Origin of the sequence: Brevundimonas sp., assembly GCF_036399195.1 — a bacterium.
Classification (GTDB): Bacteria; Pseudomonadota; Alphaproteobacteria; order Caulobacterales; family Caulobacteraceae; genus Brevundimonas.
The window spans coordinates 1-21,760 of record NZ_DASWNO010000289.1; the positions used below are offsets into that span (position 1 = coordinate 1).

26 protein-coding genes and 2 tRNA genes are annotated in these 21,760 nt (G+C 69.6%); 15 read left to right on the top strand and 13 right to left on the bottom strand.

Features of this window, described 5'->3' with window-relative positions; translation table 11 throughout:
- The first annotated feature begins 183 nt into the window (after window positions 1-183).
- Window positions 184-717 (top strand): GNAT family N-acetyltransferase, encoded by a 534-nt coding sequence (locus tag VGB60_RS12580; protein ID WP_331038592.1) that lies wholly within the window; start codon window positions 184-186, stop codon window positions 715-717.
- 3 nt (window positions 718-720) lie between these two features.
- On the opposite strand, the gene VGB60_RS12585 is transcribed toward VGB60_RS12580, so the two are convergent.
- Together VGB60_RS12585 and VGB60_RS12590 are read right to left on the bottom strand one after the other, a co-directional pair.
- Window positions 721-918, bottom strand: coding sequence for a hypothetical protein (locus VGB60_RS12585; RefSeq protein WP_331038593.1), 198 nt, complete (start codon window positions 916-918; stop codon window positions 721-723).
- A 125-nt stretch (window positions 919-1,043) separates the two neighbouring features.
- Entirely contained in the window at window positions 1,044-1,559 is a 516-nt protein-coding gene (locus VGB60_RS12590) for a hypothetical protein (RefSeq protein ID WP_331038594.1), read from the bottom strand.
- A 132-nt stretch (window positions 1,560-1,691) separates the two neighbouring features.
- Between VGB60_RS12590 and VGB60_RS12595 the strand changes: the two genes are divergently transcribed.
- Window positions 1,692-2,894, top strand: coding sequence for a threonine ammonia-lyase (locus VGB60_RS12595; RefSeq protein WP_331038595.1), 1,203 nt, complete (start codon window positions 1,692-1,694; stop codon window positions 2,892-2,894).
- A 28-nt stretch (window positions 2,895-2,922) separates the two neighbouring features.
- Window positions 2,923-3,414: an FKBP-type peptidyl-prolyl cis-trans isomerase gene (locus VGB60_RS12600; RefSeq protein WP_331038596.1), complete on the top strand. Its 492-nt coding sequence runs from the start codon at window positions 2,923-2,925 to the stop codon at window positions 3,412-3,414.
- A gap of 170 nt (window positions 3,415-3,584) precedes the next feature.
- Here VGB60_RS12600 and queG read toward each other — a convergent pair whose 3' ends face one another.
- The 3 genes from queG to VGB60_RS12615 form a co-directional block, all read right to left on the bottom strand.
- Window positions 3,585-4,697: a tRNA epoxyqueuosine(34) reductase QueG gene (gene queG / locus VGB60_RS12605; RefSeq protein WP_331038597.1), complete on the bottom strand. Its 1,113-nt coding sequence runs from the start codon at window positions 4,695-4,697 to the stop codon at window positions 3,585-3,587.
- 142 nt (window positions 4,698-4,839) lie between these two features.
- On the bottom strand, window positions 4,840-5,523 hold the full coding sequence (locus tag VGB60_RS12610) for a glutathione S-transferase family protein (protein WP_331038598.1): 684 nt from the start codon (window positions 5,521-5,523) through the stop codon (window positions 4,840-4,842).
- Window positions 5,524-5,569: 46 nt separating this feature from the next.
- Window positions 5,570-6,550, bottom strand: a complete 981-nt coding sequence (locus VGB60_RS12615; protein ID WP_331038599.1) for a cation diffusion facilitator family transporter — start codon at window positions 6,548-6,550, stop codon at window positions 5,570-5,572.
- Window positions 6,551-6,709: 159 nt separating this feature from the next.
- Between VGB60_RS12615 and VGB60_RS12620 the strand changes: the two genes are divergently transcribed.
- Window positions 6,710-7,519, top strand: a complete 810-nt coding sequence (locus VGB60_RS12620) for an undecaprenyl-diphosphate phosphatase (RefSeq protein ID WP_331038600.1) — start codon at window positions 6,710-6,712, stop codon at window positions 7,517-7,519.
- Window positions 7,520-7,607: 88 nt separating this feature from the next.
- On the opposite strand, the gene VGB60_RS12625 is transcribed toward VGB60_RS12620, so the two are convergent.
- Window positions 7,608-8,579: a complex I NDUFA9 subunit family protein gene (locus VGB60_RS12625; RefSeq protein ID WP_331038601.1), complete on the bottom strand. Its 972-nt coding sequence runs from the start codon at window positions 8,577-8,579 to the stop codon at window positions 7,608-7,610.
- 176 nt (window positions 8,580-8,755) lie between these two features.
- Here VGB60_RS12625 and VGB60_RS12630 point away from each other — a divergent pair.
- From VGB60_RS12630 to VGB60_RS12655, 6 genes are all read left to right on the top strand, one after another.
- Window positions 8,756-8,842 (top strand) — tRNA-Leu (locus VGB60_RS12630).
- A gap of 244 nt (window positions 8,843-9,086) precedes the next feature.
- The gene (locus tag VGB60_RS12635; RefSeq protein ID WP_331038602.1) at window positions 9,087-9,701 is read left to right on the top strand and encodes a ribonuclease D; all 615 of its coding nucleotides are present in this window, start codon (window positions 9,087-9,089) and stop codon (window positions 9,699-9,701) included.
- Window positions 9,701-10,360, top strand: a complete 660-nt coding sequence (lptC, locus tag VGB60_RS12640; RefSeq protein ID WP_331038603.1) for an LPS export ABC transporter periplasmic protein LptC — start codon at window positions 9,701-9,703, stop codon at window positions 10,358-10,360. Before VGB60_RS12635 ends, lptC begins: the two co-directional genes overlap by 1 nt.
- A 2-nt stretch (window positions 10,361-10,362) precedes the next feature.
- Window positions 10,363-10,833, top strand: coding sequence for an LptA/OstA family protein (locus VGB60_RS12645; protein ID WP_331038604.1), 471 nt, complete (start codon window positions 10,363-10,365; stop codon window positions 10,831-10,833).
- A 50-nt stretch (window positions 10,834-10,883) separates the two neighbouring features.
- Window positions 10,884-11,645, top strand: coding sequence for an LPS export ABC transporter ATP-binding protein (lptB, locus tag VGB60_RS12650; protein ID WP_331038605.1), 762 nt, complete (start codon window positions 10,884-10,886; stop codon window positions 11,643-11,645).
- A gap of 73 nt (window positions 11,646-11,718) precedes the next feature.
- Complete coding sequence (locus VGB60_RS12655; RefSeq protein ID WP_331038606.1) at window positions 11,719-12,054, top strand: hypothetical protein; 336 nt, start codon at window positions 11,719-11,721, stop codon at window positions 12,052-12,054.
- A gap of 161 nt (window positions 12,055-12,215) precedes the next feature.
- Here VGB60_RS12655 and lepB read toward each other — a convergent pair whose 3' ends face one another.
- The 3 genes from lepB to VGB60_RS12670 all read right to left on the bottom strand — a co-directional run bounded on the left by lepB (window position 12,216) and on the right by VGB60_RS12670 (window position 14,807).
- A complete protein-coding gene (lepB, locus tag VGB60_RS12660; RefSeq protein ID WP_331038607.1) occupies window positions 12,216-12,983 on the bottom strand; it encodes a signal peptidase I in 768 nt (255 codons plus the stop codon).
- A 174-nt stretch (window positions 12,984-13,157) separates the two neighbouring features.
- On the bottom strand, window positions 13,158-14,453 hold the full coding sequence (locus tag VGB60_RS12665; protein ID WP_331038608.1) for a M20/M25/M40 family metallo-hydrolase: 1,296 nt from the start codon (window positions 14,451-14,453) through the stop codon (window positions 13,158-13,160).
- A gap of 75 nt (window positions 14,454-14,528) precedes the next feature.
- Window positions 14,529-14,807, bottom strand: coding sequence for a DUF6894 family protein (locus tag VGB60_RS12670; RefSeq protein ID WP_331038609.1), 279 nt, complete (start codon window positions 14,805-14,807; stop codon window positions 14,529-14,531).
- Window positions 14,808-15,005: 198 nt separating this feature from the next.
- On the opposite strand from VGB60_RS12670, the gene rpoN reads away from it, so the two are divergent.
- From rpoN to VGB60_RS12685, 3 genes are all read left to right on the top strand, one after another.
- Complete coding sequence (rpoN, locus tag VGB60_RS12675; RefSeq protein WP_331038610.1) at window positions 15,006-16,523, top strand: RNA polymerase factor sigma-54; 1,518 nt, start codon at window positions 15,006-15,008, stop codon at window positions 16,521-16,523.
- A gap of 237 nt (window positions 16,524-16,760) precedes the next feature.
- Window positions 16,761-17,423 (top strand): ribosome hibernation-promoting factor, HPF/YfiA family, encoded by a 663-nt coding sequence (hpf, locus tag VGB60_RS12680; RefSeq protein WP_331038611.1) that lies wholly within the window; start codon window positions 16,761-16,763, stop codon window positions 17,421-17,423.
- 75 nt (window positions 17,424-17,498) lie between these two features.
- Window positions 17,499-17,966 (top strand): PTS sugar transporter subunit IIA, encoded by a 468-nt coding sequence (locus VGB60_RS12685; RefSeq protein ID WP_331038612.1) that lies wholly within the window; start codon window positions 17,499-17,501, stop codon window positions 17,964-17,966.
- A gap of 179 nt (window positions 17,967-18,145) precedes the next feature.
- On the opposite strand, the gene VGB60_RS12690 is transcribed toward VGB60_RS12685, so the two are convergent.
- The 4 genes from VGB60_RS12690 to VGB60_RS12705 form a co-directional block, all read right to left on the bottom strand.
- The gene (locus tag VGB60_RS12690; RefSeq protein ID WP_331038613.1) at window positions 18,146-18,403 is read right to left on the bottom strand and encodes a DUF1150 family protein; all 258 of its coding nucleotides are present in this window, start codon (window positions 18,401-18,403) and stop codon (window positions 18,146-18,148) included.
- Window positions 18,404-18,488: 85 nt separating this feature from the next.
- Entirely contained in the window at window positions 18,489-18,908 is a 420-nt protein-coding gene (locus tag VGB60_RS12695; protein WP_331038614.1) for an Hsp20 family protein, read from the bottom strand.
- Window positions 18,909-19,058: 150 nt separating this feature from the next.
- Window positions 19,059-19,134: transfer RNA gene (locus VGB60_RS12700), tRNA-Ala, on the bottom strand.
- Window positions 19,135-19,298: 164 nt separating this feature from the next.
- Window positions 19,299-19,769 (bottom strand): TIGR02300 family protein, encoded by a 471-nt coding sequence (locus VGB60_RS12705; RefSeq protein ID WP_331038615.1) that lies wholly within the window; start codon window positions 19,767-19,769, stop codon window positions 19,299-19,301.
- A 125-nt stretch (window positions 19,770-19,894) separates the two neighbouring features.
- Between VGB60_RS12705 and aroA the strand changes: the two genes are divergently transcribed.
- A complete protein-coding gene (aroA, locus tag VGB60_RS12710; protein ID WP_331038616.1) occupies window positions 19,895-21,202 on the top strand; it encodes a 3-phosphoshikimate 1-carboxyvinyltransferase in 1,308 nt (435 codons plus the stop codon).
- Window positions 21,203-21,664: 462 nt separating this feature from the next.
- A partial coding sequence (locus tag VGB60_RS12715) for a (d)CMP kinase (protein WP_331038617.1) occupies window positions 21,665-21,760 on the top strand: 96 nt, incomplete at its 3' end.

Genomic DNA, 21,760 nt, shown 5'->3' on the forward strand with positions numbered 1-21,760 from the left:
GCCGATGGCCGCCGAGTAGCGCGAACACCGATTGAAACCCGGATCGCGCAAGGCTCGAGAGCCGCGATCCGGACCAGGGAATTATTCCGCGGGGAGTCTGGATCACCAGGCTCCCCGTTTTCGTTCCCCGCCTCGAAGCCGCCCGAGCCCTCCAAGGAGGCGGCGAGAAGACCGAGGCCCGCCATGTGCGTGATCGAACCCGCCCCCGTCGTCGAGACCCGCCGCCTCGCCCTGCGCAGCCCGGGCGCCCAGGATGTCAGCCGGCTGGCCACGCTGGCCAACGACGCCGCCATCGCGCGGATGACGCTGCGGATGCCGCACCCGTTCGGCGTCGCGGACGCCGAGGAATTCGTGCTGCGCGTGGCGACGCAGGATCCCGCCCGCGCCCGGACCTTCCTGATCGAGCACGAAAACCACGGGCCGGTCGGCGTGATCGGCCTGTTCGAGGACGCCGACCCGGCGCCCGAGGTCGGCTACTGGATCGCGCGCCCGTTCTGGGGCCGGGGCTATGCGACGGAGGCGCTGCAGGGGGCGATGGTCTGGGCGTCGAAGGCGTGGAAGCGCCGGGCGCTGACGGCCGGGCATTTCTCGGACAATCCGGCCTCGGGCCGGGTACTGGAAAAGGCGGGATTCCTCTACACCGGCGAAGTGCGGAAGGGATTCAGCCGCGCCCGCAACGCCGAGGCCGAGACGCGCAGGATGGTGTGGCTGGCCTGAGGCCTAGCCGAACAGCGTGGGCCCGAACACGGCGGCCATAGCCACGGCGCCGCCCACCACGGCCACGACCGCGCCGGCGATGAAGGCCGTCAGCGTTCGGGCGGCGCGCTGGCGGCGCAGGCCCGAAGTCTTGACCGAACGCAGCATGACGCCCGGCTTGGGCCCGAAGACTTCCGAGCCGGAAATATTGTGCTGGGACATGAGTGCGCGCTCCCTGATCCACCGCCCCGTGCGGGTCACGGAGAGCGAAGCCGTGCCGAAAAGGCGAAACAATGGCGAACGCCGTTAACCCACCCTTCCGTGATCGGATGAATGGGGATCGCCGCCTAAAGCGTGACCGACACCCGGCCGCCGCGGGTCGAGACCCGCTGCATCAGCACGATCCGGTCGCCGCCCGCGCTGACCGGGGTGATGATGAACCACGAGCCGTCGGGCAGGTTGTCGAACCGGAAGCGGTTGTCGCTGCACTGGGTCTGGCGGACGAAGGCGCGGTAGTCGGCGTTGGGGTCTGGCACGGTGCGAGCGCGCACGACGGCCTCGGGCACGGCCGCCCGGTCGGTCGAGCCGTACAGCGTCCTGAACCGGGCGGCCGTGTAGGGCGTGTCCGGCGTCAGGCCGACGGAGCCGGTGCAGTTGAAGACCTGCCCATTGCGGCGGTAATCGACCCGACCGTCGATGGAGGCCCGGCCGTCGGTGGCGGACCAGGCGAAGTCTCGCGGCTCGAACGCGGTGGCGGCCGGCCGCGCGCCATAGCGCCCCCCATACATGTCTGGGCTGACGGTTCCGCAGCCGGCGAGGGCGGCGGCGACGGCCACTACGGAGATCAGAGAGCGGGCGGACATGGGGTTCTCCATCGCGAACGGCGGCTTGCGCGATGAGACGCCCATCGCATCGGGAAGGTCAAGGTTGCGAGCCGCGGCGCCGTGGGCCAAAAGCGCGCACGGACCCGGCGCAGATCGGGTGAGGGAACGCTCATGACAGTCACGTTTGACGACATTCTGGCGGCCCGGGACCGCATCGCGGGTCAGGTCGACCGGACCCCGACACGTTATTCGAGGCGGTTGTCGCAGCTGACCGGCGCCGAGGTCTGGGTGAAGTTCGACAACCTGCATTTCACCGGCAGCTTCAAGGAACGCGGGGCGCTGAACCGGCTGCTGTCGCTGACCCCGGACGAGCGCCGACGCGGCGTGGTGGCGGCCAGCGCGGGCAACCACGCCCAGGCGCTGGCCTATCACGGCGCCCGGCTGGGCGTGCCGGTCACCATCGTCATGCCGGAGGGGACGCCCTTCGTGAAGGCCGACGGCACCCGGGCCCACGGCGCGACCGTGGTGATCAAGGGTCTCGACTTCACTGGTTCGACGGAAGAGGCGCACCGGTTGCGCGACGAGGACGGCTTCGTCTTCATCTCGGCCTTCGACGACGTCGGCATCGTCACCGGACAGGGCGTCTGCGCGGTCGAATTGCTCGAGGACGCGCCCGATATCGAAGCGCTGTTGATCCCGATCGGCGGCGGCGGCCTCATCGCCGGCTGCGCGGTGGCGGCCAAGGCCATGAAGCCGGACATTCGCGTGTTCGGCGTCGAGGCGGCCATGTACCCCTCGTTCAGCGCCAAACGCCGGGGCGAGACGCCGAAATGCGGCGGCCAGACCATCGCCGAGGGCATCGCCATCAAGGCTGTCGGCGACATCCCGTTCGCCATCGCCGATCCGCTGATCGAGGACGTGCTGGTCTGTCAGGAGGCCGATTTCGAAACGGCCGTCGCCTACTACGCCACGCTGGAGAAGACCGTCGCCGAGGGCGCGGGCGCGGGCGGCCTGGCGGCGCTGCTGGCCTATCCGGAGCGGTTCAAGGGGATGAAGGTGGGGCTGGTTCTGTGCGGCGGCAATATCGACGCGCGCATGCTGGCCGTGGTGTTGAACCGCGAGCTGGTGCGCGAGAAGAAGATGGTGGTCTACCGCATCCTCGGCGACGACCGGCCCGGCATGCTGTCCAAGATGAGCGCCGTCATCGGCGGCCTGGGCGGCAACATCATCGACGTGGTGCACAACCGGCTGGCGCTCGACGTGCCGGCCAAGGGTGCCGAGTTCGACATCATGGTCGAAACCCGTGGGGCCGCCCACGCGGACGAAATAAGACTTGGACTGGAAGAGGCCGGCTATGCGCTACGGATGGGTTAGGGGCGTCGCGGCTCTGGGGGCCGCGGCCTTGCTTGCCGGTACCGCCGCGTGCGGGCGCGAGCCGACGCCTCCGAGCGAGGCGGCGGCGCAGAACCTGCGAGCCGCCGAGTTCTTCCTCGCCTCCAACGCCAAGGCCGAGGGGGTCCGCACCCTGCCGTCGGGGGTGCAGTACAAGGTGCTGAAGTCGGGTCCGCCAGTCGGCGAGTCGCCGGATCGCAACGATCTGGTTCGGGTGAACTATGAGGGCACGCTGATCGACGGCTCGGTGTTCGACAGCTCGTTCCAGTCCGGCCAGCCCGCGGTGTTCACCGTGGGCGACGTGGTTCCGGGATGGACCGACGCCCTGCAGCAGATGCAGGTCGGCGACGAGTGGATCGTCTATGTGCCGCCGGCGCTCGGCTATGGCGTGCAGGCGCGCCCGGGCATTCCGCCGAACTCGGTGATGATCTTCCGGATTCAGTTGCTCGACATCGCCAGGGCCCCGGGCGGCGAGCGCGGCGGCCCGGTGGGGAGGGGGTAGGCCTCGGCCGAGGCCAGGTCGCGTTCTCCCTACCCCTTGTGGGGAGGGTGGTCGCGCAGCGACCGGGTCGGGAGGGCTCGGCGAAGAGAGCGCCGGGTCGTCGCCGAAGCGCCCCCAACCCCCTCGCCGCTGCGCGGCGAGTACCCTCCCCACAAGGTGGAGGGAGAGACTTATGTGCTCCACTCGCTCCGGACGGCCTCGTCCCTCTCCTGCGTCAGGCGGGACAGGCGCAACTCAGCAAACCCCTCCACCCCCACCAACCGCGACAGCGCCCAGACCGCGGCGCCGCGCACAACCGGCGCCGGGTCGTCCAGCAGGCGTTCAGCGACCGGGATCAGCCCGACGTCGCCGCTGTTGCCGATCGCGTAAAGGACGTTCCGCACGAAGCGGTCGCGGCCGATGCGCTTGACCGGGCTCTTCGAGAACAGGGCCCGGAAGGCGGCGTCGTCCAGCGCCGCCAGATCGGCGAGGCGGGGCGACACCAGCGCGTCGCGCGCCTGCAGCCGGGCGTCCCGCGCCGCGGCGGCGAACTTGTTCCAGGGGCAGACCGCCAGGCAGTCGTCGCAGCCGTAGATGCGGCTGCCCGTCGCCGCCCTGAACTCGGTGGGCCAAGGGCCGGCGAACTCGATCGTCAGATAGGACAGGCAGCGCCGGGCGTCGAGCTGGAACGGAGCGGGGAAGGCGGCGGTCGGGCAGGCGTCGAGACAGGCGGTGCAGGTCCCGCAGTGGTCGCCCTCGGGCGGGTCCGGCTCGAGCTCCGCCGCCGTCAGGATGACGCCGAGAAACAGCCAGCTGCCGTGGTCGCGGCTCAGCAGGTTGGTGTGCTTGCCCTGCCAGCCTAGGCCGGCGCGCTGGGCCAGCGGCTTCTCCATCAGGGGGGCGGTGTCGACGAAGACCTTCACCTCCTGACTCGTGCGCGCCGCTATCTGTCCGGCGAGCGTCTTCAGCCGGCCCTTGATGACCTCGTGATAGTCGTCGCCACGCGCGTAGACCGAGATGTAGCCGGCGCCCCGGTCGGCCATCTCCGGCAGGGGATCCGTCTTGGGTCCGTAGTTCAGCCCCAGGACGATCGCGGTGCGGGCGCCGTCCCACATGGCGGTTGGGTGAGCCCGGCGCTCCAGCGTCGTCTCCATCCAGCCCATCTCGCCGTGTCGGCCGGCCTCGACAAAATGCGCCAGCCGCTCGCCCGCGGACCACGGCTCGGAGGCCGAGGCGAAGCGGCAGGCTTCGAACCCCAGGGCTGAGGCCGCGGTGCGAATGAGGTCCTTTTCCGAATCCGTCATCCTCGGGCTTGTCCCGAGGACCCATTCCGGCGGCGGTGATGACGGTTGGGGTGAGGCACGAGTGGTGACCGGACGGAAGGGTTCGTGCGCCTCTTACCATGGGTCCTCGGGACAAGCCCGAGGATGACGGGATTAGTTGCGATCAGAAATCCAGATCGGCGTACCAGGCGGCGGCCGCCACGCCCGGGAAGCGGTCCGTCAGCAGGGGGCGGAAGCTCGGTCGGGATTTCAGCTTCATGTACCAGGTCTTGACCCCCGGCCACGTCGCCCATGTCACCTCGCCGAAATAGTCGAGCACCGACAGGTGGGCGGCGGCGACGATATCGGCCTGGCCCATGCGCCGGCCCGACAGGGCGTCGCGGGCGGCCAGGATATGTTCCAGCATGGTCAGGTGCGCCCGCAGGGACTCGCGTCCCGCGCGTAGCGCGCGGGCTTCGGGCGCGCCGAGGCGGAGCAGGGGCTTTTCCATCCGCTCGTGCAGCAGCACCGCGTTGACCTCGTCGGTGAAGCGGCGATCGAACCAGCCCACCAGCCGCCGCGTCTCGGCGCGGTCGGCGGCGTCCGCCGGCAGCAGGAAGGGCTCGGCCGAGCGATCCTCGAGCCAGCCCAGGATGGCGGCCGGTTCGCACAGGGTCAGCGTCCTGCCTGCCTCTTCCACCTTCAGCACCGGCGGCATGCCCGACGGGTTCAGGTCGGCGACGGGACAGCCGTCCTCCCACGGGCGGACGGGCGTCTCGGTGAACGCGAGTTTCGCTTCGCCCAGGGCAAGGCGCGCGGCGCGGGAGCCCGGATCGAAGGCGAAATGATACAGGACGCAGGCCGACATTCGGGGTTCATGCACGGAAGGGCGTTAAGCCCGCGTTAGCCACGCCTCAGGACCAAGGGCCTTTTGACGAAGATGGGCCTCCCGGCGCCGCCTCGCCCGCCGGTTCGGAAGCGGCTGGGGGCGCCGGACGGCCTCGCGGGTCGGGGTGGATCAGAACGTCGGCCCCGGGCCAGCGGGTCAGCAGCCGGGCCTCGGCCTCGGCCATGATGGCGTGGGCGGCCACCAGCGTCAGAGCCGGATCGAGATCTACGTGCATCTGCATCATCATCGTCGACCCGGACATGCGCGTGCGAAGCTGGTGCACGCCGGTGATGCGGGGATCGGCCAACACGGTCGTTGTGATCGCGGTCCGGTCGCTCTCAGGCAGGGCCTTGTCGACGAGGTGGTCCGCCGCCGTCCGCAGCACGCTGGTCGCGCCCCAGAACAGCCAGACCGCCACGACCAGGCCGGCGGCCGCGTCGAGGCCCGGCGCGGCGAGGAAGGCGCCGGAGATCACCCCGATCAGGACCACGCCGTTGGCGGCCAGATCGGCGGCGTAGTGGGCCCGGTCCGCCTCGACGGCCATGGAGCTCTCGCGCTTCAGCGCCCGTCCCTGCATCCACACCAGCCAGCCGGTCAGCGCGATGGAGATCAGCATGACCAGTACGGCCCAGTAGCCGGAGGTGACGGGGCGGGGGTCGAAGATGCGCTGAACGGCCTCCCAGCCGATGAACAGCGCCGAGGCGAAGATCAGTCCCGCCTGCACCAAGGCCGCCAGCGCCTCCCCCTTGCCGTGGCCGAAGCGGTGCTCGGCGTCGGCGGGCGCGGCGGCCCAGCGGACGGCGAAGAAGACGCCGAGCGAGGCGACCAGATCAAGCGTCGAGTCGGTCAGCGAGGCGAGGATGGAGACGGATCCGGAGGCGCCGAGCGCGAACGCCTTCAGCACGATCAACGCGATGGCCACGCCCACCGACAGGCGCGTGACGGCGCGGCTCGCGATACGCGGATCGTCCATGGCGCGCGGGGCGGCGGCGGGAGGCGTCGTCATCGGCGTCTTGTCGCGGAAAGCCGCGCCCATGCCAAGGCCGGGGCGGAGGGCCGCCCGTGGTCGAGAGGTCGCAGGAACGGCTCGCCTATCGGCCCGCGCGTGCGCTAAGGGGACCGACAGCAGGGCGGTGCGTGGACGCCCCACAGTCAGGGGACGTGCGTGGCGGACTGGATCGCGGCGATAATTCTGGGGCTGGTCGAGGGCCTGACCGAGTTCATTCCGGTGTCCTCCACCGGGCATATGCTCCTGCTGGGGCATTTCCTCGGCTTCGAGAGCACCGGCAAGACGTTCGAGATCGTCATCCAGCTGGGCGCCCTGCTGGCCATCATAAGCGTCTACTTCAAGCGCCTGTGGACGCTGGCGACGCGCTGGCCGTTCGATCCGGACGCGCGCCGATTTCTGATCGGCCTGCTGGTCGCCTTCGCCCCCGCCGTCGTGATCGGATTTTTCGCCTACGACTTCATCAAGACGGTGCTGTTCGAGACGCCCCTGGTGATCTGCGTGGCCCTGATCGTCGGCGGCGTCCTGCTGCTTTGGCTGGACCGGATGAAGAAGGTCCCGACCTTTCTTGAGGCCGACCGGTATCCGCTGCGGGTCTATTTCCTGATCGGCCTGTTCCAGTGCCTGGCGATGGTGCCGGGCGTGTCCCGCTCCGGGGCCACAATCGCCGGCGGCCTGCTGCTGGGCACCGACAAGCGGTCGGCGGCTGAATTCAGCTTCTTCCTGGCCCTGCCGACCATGGGCAGCGCCGTCGCCTACGACCTGCTGAAGAGCTGGGACCGACTGGACTTCAGCGACGCGGGCCTGATCGCGCTCGGCTTTCTGGTGGCCTTCGTGACCGCGCTTGCGGTGGTGCGCTTCCTGCTCGACTTCGTCAGCCGGCACGGCTTCGCCCCCTTCGCCTGGTGGCGGATCGCGGTGGGGCTCATCGGTCTCGCCGGGCTGGCGCTGACGGGGGGGCTGGCCTAGGGGCGGCAGTCCTCAGGCGCCCCGTCTTTCCGGGGCTGGAGCGGCGCAGCCGGGTTCCGCTGCGCGGCCCCGGAACGACGAGTGAGGATCAAGCCGCCTTCGGTTCGGCGAACTGGCCGCCGCGGCGGTAGCGCCACAGGTAGCCGGGGGCGATGGCCTCGACGCCGGTCGGCTCGATCCCAAGCTCGGCGAGGCCTTCCGCGCCATCGGCGACGACGTTGTCGCTCTCCAGCAGGATGACCTGATCGCGGGTCAGCACCGGCGCGATGCCGACGGCCGCGCTCAACTGGGCCATGGAGCCGATGGCGCGGGCGGCGAAGAACGGCAGCGGGACCAGACCATTGTCCCGGTAGGTCTCGCGCAGCACCAGCTTCAGCACGTCCTCGAAGGTCATCACCGCCGGGCCGCCCAGTTCGAACGTCCGCCCCGCCGCCTCGGCCAGGGTCGCGGCGCGGGCGACGGCCTCGGCCACGTCGCCGACATAGACCGGCTGGAACTTCGTCTGGCCGCCGCCGATCAGAGGCAGGGCCGGCGCATACTGCGCCATCTGGGCGAAGCGGTTGAGGAAGTCGTCGCCGGGACCGAACACGACTGACGGGCGGATGATCACGGCGTCCGGCTTGACCTCGCGCACCGACATCTCCGCGGCGGCCTTGGACAGGGCGTAGTCCGACTCGCTGTCCGGGCTGGCGCCGATGGCGGACATGTGGACCAGCCGGTCGACGCGGCCGGCGGCGCAGGCCTCGGCGATGTTGCGCGCGGTGTCGACGTGCATGGCGTGGAAGGTGCGGCGGCCGGACTCATAGAGGATGCCGATCAGGTTGACGGCGGCCTCGGCCCCAACCAGCGCCTCTGCGACCTGTTCGGGCTGGGTCGCGTCGCAGCGGAAGGACTGGATCTGGCCGACGTTGCCGGCGGTCTGCAGCTTCCAGGCGCGCTTGGGATTGCGGACGGCGACCCGCACCCGCCAGCCGCGTCGCGCCAGCGCCTGCACCACCTGGGAGCCGACAAAGCCGGAGCCGCCGAAGACGGTGACAAGGCCGGGGGCGACTTCGCTCATGACAGGGACTCCAGCGGACGACGGCGGGGCGGGCGGACCCGCGCTGCGGCGGGATTAGACGATGGCCGCGAGACCCGCAACGCAAAGGCGACAAATCCCTGTTGACCCGCCGGGGGGGCTGCCTTAAGGGTCCGCGCCTTCCGGACGGAAGCGCGTTCCGACGCGAAAACGTCTGGGCCCAGGTGGCGGAATTGGTAGACGCGCTGGCTTCAGGTGCCAGTGATAGAAATGTCGTGGAGGTTCGAGTCCTCTCCTGGGCACCATCTTCTGAACGGCGCCGCTCCGGATGGAGCGGCGCCGTTTCTGTTTTGGCGGCGGCGGCGGCGGCGGTGGTTAGTGGCTAGTGGTTAGTGGCTGCTGGATCACCGCCGGCTGAACGCTGAGAGCTGGCCAGACCGCATCAACCACTAACCACTAACCACTAACCACCCGGGGTCGGCCCCCGGGAGGAGACACAGCCATCGCCTCGCGCTACTTGAAGGCCAAGCTGATTGAGACGATGCGCCCATGACGATCCATTTCCATGAAGGCGACCTGCCCGACGACCTCGATCTCGGGCCCGTGGTGGCGATCGACTCGGAGACCATGGGGCTCCGGTTCCGACGCGATCCGCTGTGCGTGGTCCAGCTGTCGGCCGGCGACGGCGAGGCCCATGTCTTGCGGCTGAACCGGCCGGACTACGACTGTCCGAACCTGAAGCGGCTGCTGGCCGACCCGGCGGTGCTGAAGCTGTTCCACTTCGGCCGCTTCGACATCGCCATGTTCCAGCTGCACCTCGGGGTGGAGACGCGGCCGGTCTACTGCACCAAGATCGCCTCCAAGCTGGCGCGCACCTACACCGACCGCCACGGGCTGAAGGACGTGGTGCGTGAACTGGTCGGCGTCGACTTGTCGAAGACCCAGCAGTCCAGCGACTGGGGCGCCGCCGAGCTGTCGCCCGCCCAGCTGGAGTACGCCGCCTCCGACGTGCTGCACTTGCACGCGGCCAAGGTTCGGCTGGACGAAATGCTGGAGCGCGAGGGCCGCGCCGACCTGGCGCGCCGCTGCTTCGACTTCCTGCCCGACCGCTGCGCCCTCGATCTCGCCGGTTGGGACGAGACGGACATCTTCGCGCATAGCTGATGGCCGAGCCCGGGACCGACACGCGCGATCAGGCCGACGAGGCCCGGGTGGCCGCCACCGCCGCCGCCTTCCGCGCCCGTTCGCGCCGGGTCCAGCTGCTCCGGCGCATCCTGCCCATCGCCATCGTGGTGCTCGCCGGCGGGACGATCAGCTGGATCGTGCTGCGGAGCGTGATGTCGGATGTCGAGCGCAAAGCCGGCACCAGCCGCGAGATCCGCCTCGACAACCCGATGTTCCACGGCCAGGACGCCGAGGGCCGCAGCTTCATCATCAGCGCCCGCGGGGCGATCCGCGATCCGCAGACCGGCCAGTTCCGGCTGGTCGGCCCCGCGCTGCGGCTGAACCTGGGGGGCCGCAAGGTCACCACCATGACCGCCGACGGCGGCACCTACGACCAGACAGCCAAGACCGTGACGATCGGGCCGAACGTCCGCATCTCCGATGGTGGGTCGGGCTTCACCCTGACCACCCCCGAAGCCGTGGTCGACACGGCGACGGGCGTGATCACCGGCTCGAAGGGGGTGCAGGGGGCGGGTCCGCTTGGAACCATCTCCGCTTCGTCCTATGTGATCCATGAACAGGGCGAACGGGTCGTGTTCAGGGGCTCGGGCGATAACAAGATGCGCGGGACCATCAACCCGGCGGGTTCGGACAGATGAGCATGAAAACCTCCTTCGGCGCGGCGACGGCGGCCCTGATGCTGGCGGCCATCCCCGTCAGCGCCCAGACGCCCGGCTCCAGCAGCGAGGCCGTCGCCTATGGCGCGGACGCGGGCGAATACACCCCCGCCGGCTTCACCCTGCGCGGTCGCGCCGAGGTGGTTCAGGGCAGGAACCGGCTGCGCGCCGACGCCATCAACGGCTTCGTCAGCGACGGCGACCTGCGGCGGGTCGAGGCGTCGGGCAACGTCTATTTCGTCACTCCCGACCAGACCATGCGCGGCGACCGCGCGGTCTACACCCTGGCCAGCAACGAAGTGGTCGTGACCGGCGACGTGATCCTGACCCAAGGCCAGAACGTCCTGACCGGCGGCCGGCTGGTGTACAACACCCGCACCGAGGCCGCGCGCATGGAAGGTCCGGCCAACGGGCGCATCCGCGGCGTCTTCTATCCCCAAAACAGCGGGAACTGAGCCTTCGGGCCGGACCGACATTGGCGCGCAAGGAACTCTCAGCCCTTAATGTGAACGAGGCCCCGGCGGAGACGGCGGCGGCCCCGGCGCGCCCGAAGGGTCTGCGGGTCGAGCACATCGCCCGGGCGTTCGGCCAGCGTCAGGTCGTCAGCGACGTCTCCCTGCACGTCGAGCGCGGGCAGGTCGCGGGCCTGCTGGGTCCCAACGGCGCCGGCAAGACCACCTGCTTCTACATGATCACCGGCCTGATCCCGCCGGACTCGGGCACGATCTGGCTGGACGGCGAGGACATCACCGCCCAGCCGATGTACCAGCGCGCCCGGATGGGGCTCGGCTATCTGGCGCAGGAGGCGTCGATCTTCCGCGGCATGACGGTCGAGCAGAACGTCAAGGCGGTGGTCGAGCTGCACCATTCGGGCCAGCAAGCGATCGCCGACGAGACGCGCCGGCTGCTGGAAGAACTGCGCATCGACCATTTGCGCCACGCCCCGGCGGCGGGGCTGTCGGGGGGCGAGCGGCGGCGCTGCGAAATCGCGCGGGCCTTGGCCAGCCGACCCAGCTTCATGCTGCTGGACGAGCCCTTCGCCGGCATCGATCCGCTGGCTATCGCCGACATCCGCCAGGTGATCCGCTATCTGGCCGGACAGGGCATCGGCGTGTTGATCACCGACCACAATGTGCGGGAGACGCTGGAGATCATCGACCACGCCTCGATCATCTCGGCCGGCTCGGTGCTTTTCGAGGGCCGGGCCGAGGACGTGATCCGCGATCCTGAAGTGCGCCGCGTCTACCTCGGCGACATGTACGGCTGAGGCCCGCCTTTCCGATAATTCACTGGCGTCCGGCCCGTCATCGGGTTCTCCTGCTCCTGACAGGAGACCGCGCATGGCCCGTATCAGACCGCCGAAGAAGAGCGAGACCCTCGAGGTCCGTCTCCCCTACGACGCCAAGGCCGCCTTCATGGCCCGGTGCCGAGAGACGGGACAGACCGCCAGCGAGGCCGTGCGCCTGTTCATCGACAGCGAACTGGCGGGCCGGGCTCGCGCCCGAAACCGACTTCGAGCCTGGCAGACGCTCGCCGCCGCCGTTGCGGGACTGGCCATCGGCGCGGCCGCCGCGCCCTCCCTGGCGCAGACGAGCGCGGGCGACGAGGCGGCGTTCGAGACGCTGGACCGCGACGGGAACGGGATGCTCACACCCGCCGAGTTCGCGCGACGCTAGCAGACGCGCCCACCCGACCATCCTTCCGGGGCTGTGGCGGCGCAGCCGGCGCAGAACCCGGAATCCAGAGATTGAGCTCGGCGCCCGACCCGCCTGCGGACGGAGCCCCGTCTCCTGGGTTCCGGGTTCCGCTACGCGGCCCCGGAAGGACGAGTGTAGGTCTACAGCACCCTGACGAAGAACCGGTCCGAGTGCAGCTTGAACCACGTCCACGGCTTGAACAGGCCGGCGCCGGACTTCCATGAGGCGACGACCCATTCCGCGCGGCCGACGATGTTCTCCGCCGGCAGCAGCCCGACGCCGACCTCGCGCGGCCAGCGGCCATCCAGCGAGTTGTCGCGATTGTCGCCCATGACGAGGTACTGGCCGGCTGGGACTACGATCGTCTCCGTGTCGTCGCCGGGGTCCGAGCCGCCGTCGTAGGTGGTGTAGGCGCGGCCGTCCGGCAGACGTTCGCGCACGAGGTTGACCGTGCGATCGGGCGCGTCGTGATCCCGGGTGACGCCCAGATCGGTGCGCCGAATCGCTCGCTCGTTGATGAACACCTGACCGCTGCTGACCCGGACCCGGTCGCCGGGCAGGCCGATCACCCGCTTGACCCAGACCTGCTGACGGTCGCGCGGCAGGCGGAACACCACCACGTCGCCCCGCTCGGCCGCGCGCCCGAACAGCCGTCCGGAGCCGAGCGGCGGATCGAACGGCAGCGAGGCTCGGCTCCAGCCGTAGGCGAATTTCGACGTCACCACATAGTCGCCGGTCACCAGCCCCGGCTCCATCGACGACGACGGGATGGTGAAGGGCTGGGCGACCACGGTCTGCAGCAGCATGGCGATCAGCAGCCCGGCGCCCACGGTGCGGATCAGGTCGATGGCGTCACGGAAGAAGGGCGCTCGGAGTGGGGCGGAGGCGGAGGCGATGGATGGGGTCATGCGCCAATCCACGGCTCCGAAAGGCTGTTGCTCAAGCACGGAGCTGTCCGGACAGTGAGGATTCATGTCCGGACGCGTCGCACATAGCTGCTGACGCAGCTTCCGGGACGCGGAGCTGAGTTATCTGGCCGTCCCGGATCACGCTGCGCGTGTCCGGGATGACAAGCCAGCCGATCAGCGCGGTCCTGTGCTCAGCCGCGTGATCAGCACCGCCGCGCGCTGGGCCTGACGCTCGAGGCTGGTCAGGTCGGCCCATTCGCCCTCGGCGTGGGCGCCGCCGCCGGCCATGCCGAGCCCGCCCAGCGTGTCGACGTCGGCCGCGACGAAGCCGCTGTCGGCCGCGCCTCGTCGAGCGGGGTCGTACTCGGCCATCTCCGGCAGGCCGAGGTCGCGGTTGACGGCGTTCAGCCGAGCCAGCAGGGCGCGGTTCCCCTCGGTCGGAGCCATGGGCGGGTAGCCGTCCTCCGAGAAGGCCAGCTCCGCCTCCGTGCGCGGCAGGTGCTGTTCCACGATGCCCTGCATCCGCTCGCGCACCCGCGCGTCCTGCTCCGGCGTCAGAGTGCGCAGGTCGCCGCGCGCGACGGCGGTCGAGGCGACGATGTTGGTCTTGCCGGAGGCCGAGACGCGGAAGCCGTCGGCGTCGATCTCGGCCGGCGTGCCCCCGGCGATGACCCCGACGTTGTAGGTCAGATTCGGCTCCGGCAGTTCGCGGCGGAAGCCGTCGAGGATGCGCGCCATCTCGTAGATCGCGCCATAGCCGAGCGTGTCGTTGAACACCCCGCTGGAGTGGCCGGTGCGGCCTTCGGTGGTCAGGGTCCAGCTGGAGGAGCTGCGCCGTGCGATGGTGCCGAAATCCTGCCCGTCCTCCGCCGCTAGGTTCTCGAACTCCAGCGCCCAGCCGGCGAAGCGTCCGGCCGCGATCAGGTCCTTGCGGGCGACGGCGATGGGAGACCCCGGCCGCTCCTCGTCGCCGGTCAGCACGACCGTCACGCACGATTGGGACAACGTCCCCGCCGCGTGCATGGCGCGCAAGGCCGCGATGATGACCACCACGCCGCCCTTGTCGTCGCCGACGCCGGGTCCGATGGCGCGGTCGCCCTCGCGCCGGAAGGTCTGGAACGGACTGTCCGGCTCGAACACCGTGTCCAGGTGGCCGATCAGCAGCACGTTGCGGCCGCGTCCCGGTTTCGTGGCGATCAGGTGGCCGGCGCGTCCGGTCTCCGCCATGTCCACCCAGCGGACCTCGAAGCCGAGCGGCTCCAGCTCCGCCTTGACCATCTCGCCGACCGCCCGGACGCCGGGCAGGTTGAGGGTGCCGCTGTTCTGGTTCACCATCCGCTCCAGCAGGGCGACGTGGCGGTCCTGTTCGGCGGTGACGGTCTGCATCATCGTGCGCTCGGCGGGCGTGGTCTGGGCCATGACGGCGCCGGGCAGGGCCAGCAGAAACAGGACGGTGGGGATCAGGCGCATGGGATTCCTCTCGCAACGGGCCGAGGCTTGCCGATCCGCTCGCCGGAGTAAAGGACGCCTACGGACGGCGCGGATTTAGCCCGACCTGGAGGATGCGGTGCCCGGCCTGACTCTCGGGGCGGTCATGATGGTCACCGCGTCCTTGAACTCCAGCCGGTGCACCAGCCGGTCGGCCTCGTCGCGAACCTCGATGCGGTAGCTGAAGTCGATGTCGCCTCTGCGGACATCGCCGGCGATGCAGTCCCGGGCGCAGCGCAGGGCATAGCCTTCGACCGCCTCGCGCGGCATCTCCACGCCTTCGGGATCGAGGATGCGATCGACGCCGTCGACCAGGTGCATGAAAAAGCGCGGCATGGGGTGCTCCAGCCAAGGCGGGAGCACACGAGTCTCTCAGGCGATACCTACCGAGAGAGGCGCAACGCTGTCATGGATATAGGTACGGCGCGCCCTGCGAGCCAGCCCCCGGCTTAGAACGCCGTTAACTGGTTCGGCGACAAGGTCGCCTTAGCAAGTTTCGGGCCACTCTGGTCCTGAACGGCGGGGGACGACGCGGTGCTCGGGCAGAGGCTGGAGATCAGGCAGGGCCAGGGGCTGGTCATCACCCCCCAGCTGCAGCAGGCGATCAAGCTGCTGCAACTGTCCAATCTCGAGCTTGACGCCTTCGTTGAGGCCGAGCTGGAGAAGAACCCGCTGCTGCAGCGCGAGGACGCCGAGCCCGGCGGAGAGATCGAGAGCGCGGCCTCCGCCGACAGCCCCGACGCCGCCGAGATGACCTTCGACGAGGGCCGGGTGCAGGACGCCGACCGCGCGCTCGACGCCCGTTCCGACGACGTCTACGGCGACGCCAGTCCGGGCGAGCGCACCTCCGACCGCATGGAGGACGTCGGGACCGGCGAGGCCCAGGTCGGGCTCAACGACTGGTCGCGGGCCGGATCCGGCGGCGGCCTGCCGGACGGCGAGGGGCGGGAGCAGCCCGACACGCGCGAGGCCACCCTGTGGGAGCACCTGCAGGCGCAGGCGTCGCAGGCGGGCTTCTCGTCCGCCGACCACGCCATCGCCCTGACGCTGATCGACGGGGTCGACGAGGGCGGTTATCTGCGCGGCGATCTGAACGAGGTCGCCGACCGGCTGGGCGTGCCGCTGGAGCGGGTCGAGGCGGTGCTGACGACCTGCCACGGCTTTGAGCCGACCGGGGTGATGGCGCGTTCGGTGCCGGAATGCCTGAAGCTGCAGCTGGTCGAGCGCAACCGGTTCGACCCGGCCATGGAATGCCTGCTCGACAATCTGGACCTGCTGGCCCGCCGCGACCTGACCGCGCTGAAGAAGGCCTGCGACGTCGACGCCGAGGACATGGCCGAGATGATCGCGGAGCTGAAGGCCCTGACGCCGCGTCCGGGCGCGGGGTTCGGCGGAGAGCCGGCCCAGACGGTGATCCCCGACGTCCATGTGCGGGCGGATCCCGCCGGCGGCTGGAAGGTGGAGCTGAACGCCGACACCCTGCCGCGCCTGATCATGGACAAGCGCTATCACGGCGTGGTCGTCGCCGGCGCCCGCTCCGAGACCGAGAAGACCTTCGTCGCCGACTGCGCCGCCCAAGCCAGCTGGCTGGTGAAGTCGCTGGACCAGCGCGCCAAGACGATCCTGAAGGTGTCGTCCGAGATCGTGCGCCAGCAGGACGCCTTCCTCGCCTTCGGCGTCGAATTCCTGCGGCCGCTGAACCTCAAGACCGTGGCCGACGCCATCGGCATGCACGAGTCGACCGTCAGCCGGGTGACCTCGAACAAATACGTCTCGACCCCGCGCGGGGTGTTCGAACTGAAGTTCTTCTTCACCGCCGCCATCCAGTCGTCGGACGGCGGGGCCACCCACTCGGCCGAGGCCGTGCGGCACCGGATCAAGGCGATGATCGACGGCGAGGTGCGCGACGGCGACATCCTGTCCGACGACCGCATCGTCGAGATACTGAAGGAGACGGGCATCGACATCGCGCGCCGGACGGTGGCGAAGTACCGCGAGGCGCTGCGGATACCGTCCTCAGTCGAGCGCAAGCGGATGCTGAGGACGGGGTGATCCCCGCGGACACCGAGCCGCCCCCTCCACCGCTTCGCGGTCCCCCTCCCCATTTCATGGGGAGGATACGGGCCGTCTTTCTCCTCCCCACCCGTGGGGAGGTGCGCGGCGCGGCTTCGGGGCGTGACGGAGGGGCGGCGCTGAAGGCGGCGCTGCCCCACCCCTCCCCCGGCGAAGCGTCACCACAATTCGGTGATCGGCGTTGACACCTTCCGCGTTCGGTCGCGTTCTGTGGGTATGCAAATCCAAGTCAGCGGCAAGCACGTGGATGTCGGCGACGCGTTAAGCTCGCGCATCTCCCAGGAACTTCAAGACGGGATCGGCAAGTATTTCGAGCGAGGGGCCCAGGACGCCGAGGTCATCGTCGCCAAGGAAGGCCACAGCTTCAAGGTCGACTGCTGGGTCCGCCTGGCGTCGGGCCAGGTGGTCTTCACCTCGGGCCTCAGCGCCGACGCCCATTCCGCCTTCACCGAGAGCCTCGAGAAACTTGAGAAGCGGGTCCGCCGCTACAAGCGCAGGCTGAAGGACCACCATATCGGTCCCAAGGGCCTGTCGCCCGAAAAGGCGGAAGACGCCGCGCGCGAAGTGGCCCGCAGCATCGTGCTGCGCGACCCCGATTCTGTTCAGGACGAGGACTTCGGCGACGCCGGCCGTCCCGACGAGCCGCCGCCCGTCGGCATGGTCATCGCCGAGACCGAGACCGAAATCCGCACCATCACGGTCGGCCGCGCGGTGGCCGAGCTCGACATGACCGGCTATCCGGTGGTCGTCTTCCGCAACGCCGCCCACGACGGCATCTCGGTGGTCTACCGAAGGCCGGACGGCAACGTCGGCTGGATCGATCCGGAACGCACGATGAAGTCGTCGAACGGTCACGGTCCGGTCAACGGCGGCGGATAGGCTTCCCCAACGGAAGCGGGTGGTCTAAAGCGCCCCCGCCCGTCGGGACGAGTGGGTATGGTCGGGAACGCCTGAATGGACATCGGTGACTTGCTGGCGGACGGCGGCGTGGTGCTGCGCGGCGGCGCTTCGTCGAAGCGCCAAGCCCTGCACGCCGTGGCCGAGGCCGCCGCGGCCACGCTCGGACTCCCCGAAGACCGGATCATGGACGCCCTTCTGGAGCGCGAGGCCCTCGGCTCGACAGGCCTTGGCTCGGGCGTGGCGGTGCCGCACGCGCGGCTGGTCGGGGTGGACCGCGTCTCGGCGGTCTTCATGCGGCTCGAGACGCCGGTCGCCTATGGTTCAGTGGATGACCGACCGGTCGATCTGATCTTCGCCCTGTTCGCCCCTCCGCGCGACGGAGCGGGGCATCTGCGCGCCCTCGCCGCGATATCGCGGGCGCTGCGGGCGCCGGAGATGCGCGAGCAACTGCGTCAGGCCCGGACCCCGGACGCCATCCGCGCCCTATTCGTCCGGGACGGAGCGCCCGCGACCGCGGCCTGAACAATTGCAAGTCGTCCGTCCGGGGCCGCGGGCGGACCCGGCGTCCAGGAGACCGGGCGCGGACTAATTCTGAGCCGCTGTCGGGGAGTCCGGACCTCTGGATCTAGGGGTCCACGCCCGGCCGCGCTGGACGCGGCCCCGGAATGACGGGGTCCGTAATTGCGGAGGCTGTTGGGACCCTAGTGCACCGACACCGGCTCCAGCTCGTGAGCGACCGCGGCGGCGAAGGCCGTCTCGCGATCCATCATCACCGCCAGCCGTTCGCCGTCGGCGGCATGGACGGCGAACAGGGTCGCCTCGGGATCGATCTGCAGGCCCTTGGTCTCCTCGGGGATCACGTCGGCCAGCACGTCGCTGGCGCGGATTTCCCGCACATAGACAAGGTCGGGGGCTCCGAGCCCCTGGAAATCTTCGTTGGTCATCAACATCGGCGTCATCACGACCGCCTCCTTACGCTTGACTAACGCCCTGAGCGGGCGATTGGGTCCGGCCCCGATAGCGGCGACCGGCAGATTGAGTGTCTCAGCCCGTGGTGATCGGGATGGTCCTGACTGTCGCGACGCTGTCAGGCCGGATCAGATCGACGTGCAACAGCCCGTGCTCCAGCCGGGCCTGCTCGACCTCCAGCCCGTCGGCGAGAACGAAGCTGCGGACGAAGCCCCGCCCGGCGATGCCGCGATGCAGGAAGGCCTGGTCGGCCTTTTCAGACGGCTCGCGCCTGCCGGCGATGGTCAGCTGACGGCCCTCCAGCGTGATCGCCAGATCGTCGGGGCCGAAGCCCGCCACCGCGAGGCTGATCCGCACCGCGTTCTCACCGCGTTGCTCGACATTGTAGGGCGGATAGCTGTCGGCCGCGGCGCGGGCGGCCCGGTCGATCATCGCCCGCGTATGGTCGAAACCCAGCAGGAAGGGGCTGTCGAACAGGATGGTGCGCGTGGTCATGTCTCTCGCCCCCGAAGCAGGCCTGCAGCCGTCCGCGCCCCCCGTCATCGGCAGGGCGCCGGCCATGACTCCCAGATGGGGCGGAGAAGCGCGCAGATCAACGGGGTCCGGATGGGACGAAGGCCCCGCGGTTTCCCGCGGGGCCTTCGATGGTGGAGCTTAGCGGAGTCGAACCGCTGACCTCTTGCATGCCATGCAAGCGCTCTACCAGCTGAGCTAAAGCCCCGAACCTTTGGGCCAGCAGCCCGTCGGTCGGATCGTCGGTGGAGAAACGCCCCCCCGGCGAGGCGGCGGAACCTATGTCAGGGCCTGATCGCGATCAAGCCCGGTCCCGCCATTTATTTTCAGCCTGTCCGGAGTCGCCGCGAGGGGCCCCGGACCGGCCGAAAATCAGTCTTCGTCCTTGCCGCCCTTGACGATGTCGTCGTCGAACGCGTCGTCGTCCTCGTCCTCGATGAAGGGCACGGAGTCGTCGTCATCGTCGTCGGCCAGGACGTCGTCGTCGTCGGTCGCCTCGCCCATGCCGGGCTCCTCGGCCGGGTCGACCGGGGCCTCGTCGTCGTCGTCCGGCGTCAGGATGGGCTCGTGGCCCTCCTCATCGATCTCGGGCGTGACGACGGCTTCTTCCTCGTCCTCGTCGTCACCGGCGGCCTTCTTCTCGACCTGGTCCTCGGCGTCCTCTTCAGGCGCGTCGGCGGCGTAACCGGCCGGGCGACCGCGGCGGTTGCGCAGTTTCAGCGCTTCTTCCGGATCGAATTCGGTGTCGCATTTGGGGCAGTGGGCCGGACGGCGGGTCAGGTCATAGAATTTGGCCTGGCAGTTCGGGCAGACCTGCTTCTGGCCCAGTTCGGGATTGGCCACGGTGAAAGACCTTTGGCGGGAGTGGGAAATCGGGCGCGTCCCTTGCCACCATGGGGGGCCGCTGTCAAAAGCCATCTCTCGCGCCGCCCGCGCCGCTTGACCTGTCTGGAGCCCGCCGGGTGCCGATCGCCTCCGCCCTGACTGCCCGACGCGCCTCCGCGCTGTCCGGCGTGGTGCGGGCGCCGGGCGACAAGTCCATCTCACACCGCGCCCTGATCCTCGGCGCCATGGCGACCGGGGTCACCAACATCGAGGGGCTGCTGGAGGGCGACGACGTGCTGGCCACCGCCCGCGCCGTCGAGGCCTTCGGCGCCGGGGTCGAACGGCTCGGCGAGGGCCGCTGGCGGATCACCGGTCGGGGCGGGTTCACGCAGCCCGCCGGCGTGATCGACTGCGGCAACGCCGGCACAGGGGTGCGACTGCTGATGGGCGCGGCGGCGGGCTATCCGATCAGGACGACATTCGATGGCGACGCGTCGCTCAGGAAGCGGCCGATGAAGCGGGTCGCTGGACCGTTGGCTGATATGGGCGCCGGGTTCCGGTGGCTCGGCGAGGAAGATCGGCTGCCGCTGGAAATTGAGGGCGGGTCGCTGTCGGCGATCGATTTCGTCCAACCCGTGGCTTCGGCGCAGGTAAAGTCGGCCATCCTGCTGGCCGGACTGGAAGCCGTCGGCGTCACCACCGTCAGCGAGCCCGCGCCGAGCCGGGATCACACCGAGCGGATGCTGCGCGCCTTCGGCGCCGAGGTCGGGATGCTGCGGGCGGGCGACGGCTGGATCGTCACCCTGAAGGGTGGTCAGGCCCTGACCGCAACGGCCATAGCGGTGCCGGGCGACCCGTCGTCGGCGGCTTTCCCGCTGGCGGCGGCTCTGATCGTTCCCGGCTCCGAGGTCAGGGTCGAGGGGGTGATGCTGAACCTGCTCCGCACCGGTCTGTTCGAGACTTGGCGCGAGATGGGCGCCGACCTGACGGTCTCCAATCGCCGCATGGCCGGCGGGGAAGAGGTGGGGGAGGTCACGGCGCGTCATTCCGCCCTGACCGGCGTGACCGTGCCGCCGGAACGGGCGGCGTCGATGATCGACGAATATCCGATCCTCGCCGCGACGGCCGCCTTCGCCGAGGGCTCCACGGTCATGCGCGGCGTCGGCGAGATGCGCGTCAAGGAGAGCGACCGCATCGTCCTGATGGTCGCCGGCCTGCGGGCCTGCGGCGTCGCCGTGGAGGAGGAGCCGGAGGGCTTCACCGTCACCGGCGGCCCGGTCCGCGGCGGCGCGAGCGTGACCACCCATGGCGATCACCGCATCGCCATGAGCCATCTGGTGCTCGGTCTGGCGGCGGATCAGCCCGTCTCGGTGGATGAGCCGGAGATGATTGCGACGAGCTTTCCCGGATTTGTCGAGTTGATGCGGGGACTGGGGAGCGAGATCGGATGACGGCGTCTCGTAGCCAGTCAAAGTGGTCGCCGCGACAGACGCTTCGCGCGGCGACCCTGTTCTGGGGATGTGCGTTGGCGATTTGGGTGGGCGGCTCGTTCGTCGACCTGAGGGACGGCCAGACATGGCGGCAAACGAAAAGGCGCTATGTTTCCATTGTCGAAGCGCGCGGCTTCGAAGTGAACGACTTCGGCTTTTATCGAGTGGTCCGTGAGGCGCACCCCAAGGAATTCAAGGAAGTCGTCATGCTGCGGGGCCTTCTCCCGGCCGTGGTTCTGGGGACATTCTTCGGCGTAAGTGCCCTGGGATGGCTTTCACAGCCCCGATCGGCTGGCGATAGGCTCCCCTGACCGCTCGTTTTAGCGACACGGCGCTTGTGCGCGGCGCGGCGCAGGGGCTAGGCGTCGGCTTAGTTGGCGATGCCCGGTGTCCCAGGAGGGGCTAGTTCTGATTAAACCCCTTATCATCTCCGTCGACGGCCCGGCCGCCTCGGGCAAGGGCACGATCGCGGCGCGGCTGGCCAAGCTCTACGGTCTGCCCTTCCTCGACACAGGTTTG